This window comes from Klebsiella sp. MS 92-3 (genome assembly GCF_000195655.1).
Lineage (GTDB): Bacteria > Pseudomonadota > Gammaproteobacteria > Enterobacterales > Enterobacteriaceae > Klebsiella > Klebsiella pneumoniae.
On the sequence record NZ_GL882806.1, the window covers coordinates 83,770 to 86,043 of the forward strand.

Genomic DNA, 2,274 nt, shown 5'->3' on the forward strand with positions numbered 1-2,274 from the left:
CCCGCCCCCCTCAGGTGCGACTTGAACCTGAATCAGCGGAACTGTTTCAGGACTGCATCAAGTAGTTGCAACACAGCAACCATGAGTTTCAGGATCAAAATAATAATATCCATTCCGCCCATACGCGCGTCTCCTGTGGTTAAGGAGCACAATAAGCTGACGTACCTTTCCGCTGCCCGTTGCCAGCTTATCCCTGCCTGTCGCCGGCGGCGTCTGCCCTGGCCGATAGTTCGTCCTTTCCATGAACGGCTTCCCGGCCCGCCGCCTGCAACGACAGGGGTGCGCAGCGCTGAGCCACGCGTTGCCGCGCGGGCCAGTGACTGCACGTTGTTGACGTAACACAGTGTGCTCTCTCGGGGTTAAGGCACTGACGGCACCACCCGTTTCAGCCAGGACTTCGTTGCGCCGGTCAAACTTGCGGCCCCCGAATGGCACAAAGTGAACACACCCAGTATAGATAAACACTGTATGGATGAACAGTATTTTTTGGACAAATCCGCCCCTCTCATCCATACTCTATGACAGAGAAAAACCGACCTTAAATTGCGCGAACTGCAGCGATCGCGTATACTTTTGGCGTTGACGTAATACAGTGTGCTTGCGGCTACCACCTGTAACCATGCTGATAAAAACCTCGCTCCGGCGGGGTTTTTTGTTTTCTGTCCTTTTGCGCCGAACTGTGATCTTTCGCGCAAATTTTCGTGGATGAAAATAAATCCATTGTGAAAACGTAAAACCTGTGTTTGTATAAATTCAGCTTATTTTTCGACACAACAGGTCCCTAATGAACGCAACCCTGATCGCTTCGACCCTACTAAAAACCGCGCCAGCCGCGGTGGTCGTCGTGTCTGTGGTGGTCGTCGTCGGCAATGCGCCGTAGGGTCCGGAACAACACGAATTCCAAACCCCGCCGGCGCAAACCGAGCGGGGTTTTTTGTTGGCGAGCCCCCCGGTAAAGTCGGCCCAGAAGAAAAGGACTGGAGCATGGCAAGTTCGGGCACCACATCAAACACAATGCGCTTTACCGGCGCGCAGCTGGTTGTTCATTTACTGGAGCGCCAGGGTATCACTATGGTCAGCGGCATTCCGGGCGGCTCCATCCTGCCTATCTACGATGCCTTAAGCCAGAGCACGCAGATCCGCCACATCCTGGCGCGCCATGAGCAGGGCGCGGGCTTTATCGCCCAGGGGATGGCGCGTACCGAAGGCAAGCCGGCGGTCTGTATGGCCTGCAGCGGCCCGGGGGCGACGAACCTGGTGACGGCGATCGCCGATGCCCGCCTGGATTCGATTCCGCTGGTCTGCATCACCGGCCAGGTACCGGCCTCGATGATCGGTACCGACGCCTTCCAGGAAGTGGACACCTACGGCATCTCTATCCCCATCACCAAACATAACTATCTGGTGCGCGACATTGCCGAGCTGCCGCAGGTGATCAGCGACGCCTTCCGTATTGCCCAGTCCGGACGTCCCGGGCCGGTGTGGATAGACATTCCTAAGGACGTGCAGTCGGCGACCATTGAGCTGGAAGCGCTGCCTGAGCCTGGCGAGCGCGCCCCGGCACCGGCATTCGCGCCTGAAAGCGTGCGTGAAGCGGCGGCAATGATCAACGCGGCGAAACGCCCGGTACTGTATCTGGGCGGCGGGGTGATTAACGCGCCGCAGGCGATCCGTGAGCTGGCGGAAAAAGCCAACCTGCCGACCACCATGACCTTAATGGCGCTGGGCATGCTGCCGAAGGCGCACCCGCTGTCGCTGGGGATGCTGGGGATGCACGGCGCGCGCAGCACCAACTTCATTCTGCAGGAGGCGGATTTACTTATTGTTTTAGGCGCCCGTTTTGATGACCGGGCGATTGGCAAGACCGAGCAGTTCTGCCCGAACGCGAAGATTATCCACGTCGATATCGACCGCGCCGAACTGGGCAAAATTAAGCAACCGCACGTGGCGATTCAGGGCGATGTGGCGGAAGTCTTAGCCCAGCTGAACCCGCAGATTGAGGCGCAGCCGCGCGAGGAATGGCGCCAGCTGGTGGCCGACTTGCAGCGCGAATTCCCCTGCGCCATCCCGCAGGAAAGCGACCCGCTCTCCCATTACGGCCTGATTAACGCCGTGGCCGCCTGCGTGGATGATGAAGCGATCATCACTACCGACGTTGGCCAGCACCAGATGTGGACGGCGCAGGCCTACCCGCTCAATCGTCCGCGCCAGTGGCTGACCTCCGGCGGCCTCGGCACCATGGGCTTCGGCCTGCCGGCAGCCATCGGCGCGGGC

4 protein-coding genes are annotated in these 2,274 nt (G+C 59.3%); 2 read left to right on the forward strand and 2 right to left on the reverse strand.

Going from position 1 to position 2,274, the window contains the following annotated elements; translation table 11 throughout:
* Positions 1 to 32: 32 nt before the first annotated feature.
* Together tisB and HMPREF9538_RS32235 are read right to left on the reverse strand one after the other, a co-directional pair.
* Positions 33 to 152 carry a type I toxin-antitoxin system toxin TisB gene (tisB, locus tag HMPREF9538_RS0127640; RefSeq protein ID WP_004145059.1) on the reverse strand — a complete coding sequence of 40 codons (120 nt, stop codon included), beginning with the start codon at positions 150 to 152 and terminating at the stop codon, positions 33 to 35.
* Between the two features lie 452 nt (positions 153 to 604).
* Positions 605 to 772: a hypothetical protein gene (locus HMPREF9538_RS32235; protein ID WP_004150272.1), complete on the reverse strand. Its 168-nt coding sequence runs from the start codon at positions 770 to 772 to the stop codon at positions 605 to 607.
* Positions 773 to 784: 12 nt separating this feature from the next.
* On the opposite strand from HMPREF9538_RS32235, the gene ivbL reads away from it, so the two are divergent.
* The gene (gene ivbL / locus HMPREF9538_RS29915) at positions 785 to 880 is read left to right on the forward strand and encodes an ilvB operon leader peptide IvbL (protein ID WP_002923286.1); all 96 of its coding nucleotides are present in this window, start codon (positions 785 to 787) and stop codon (positions 878 to 880) included.
* A 104-nt stretch (positions 881 to 984) separates the two neighbouring features.
* On the forward strand, positions 985 to 2,274 hold a 1,290-nt coding region (gene ilvB, locus HMPREF9538_RS14220; protein ID WP_032457106.1), incomplete at its 3' end, for a biosynthetic-type acetolactate synthase large subunit.

What these genes read in the sequence shown, in the direction of transcription:
- ivbL (WP_002923286.1), top strand. Translation starts at nt 785, where the DNA reads ATGAACGCAACCCTGATCGCTTCGACCCTACTAAAAACCGCGCCAGCC.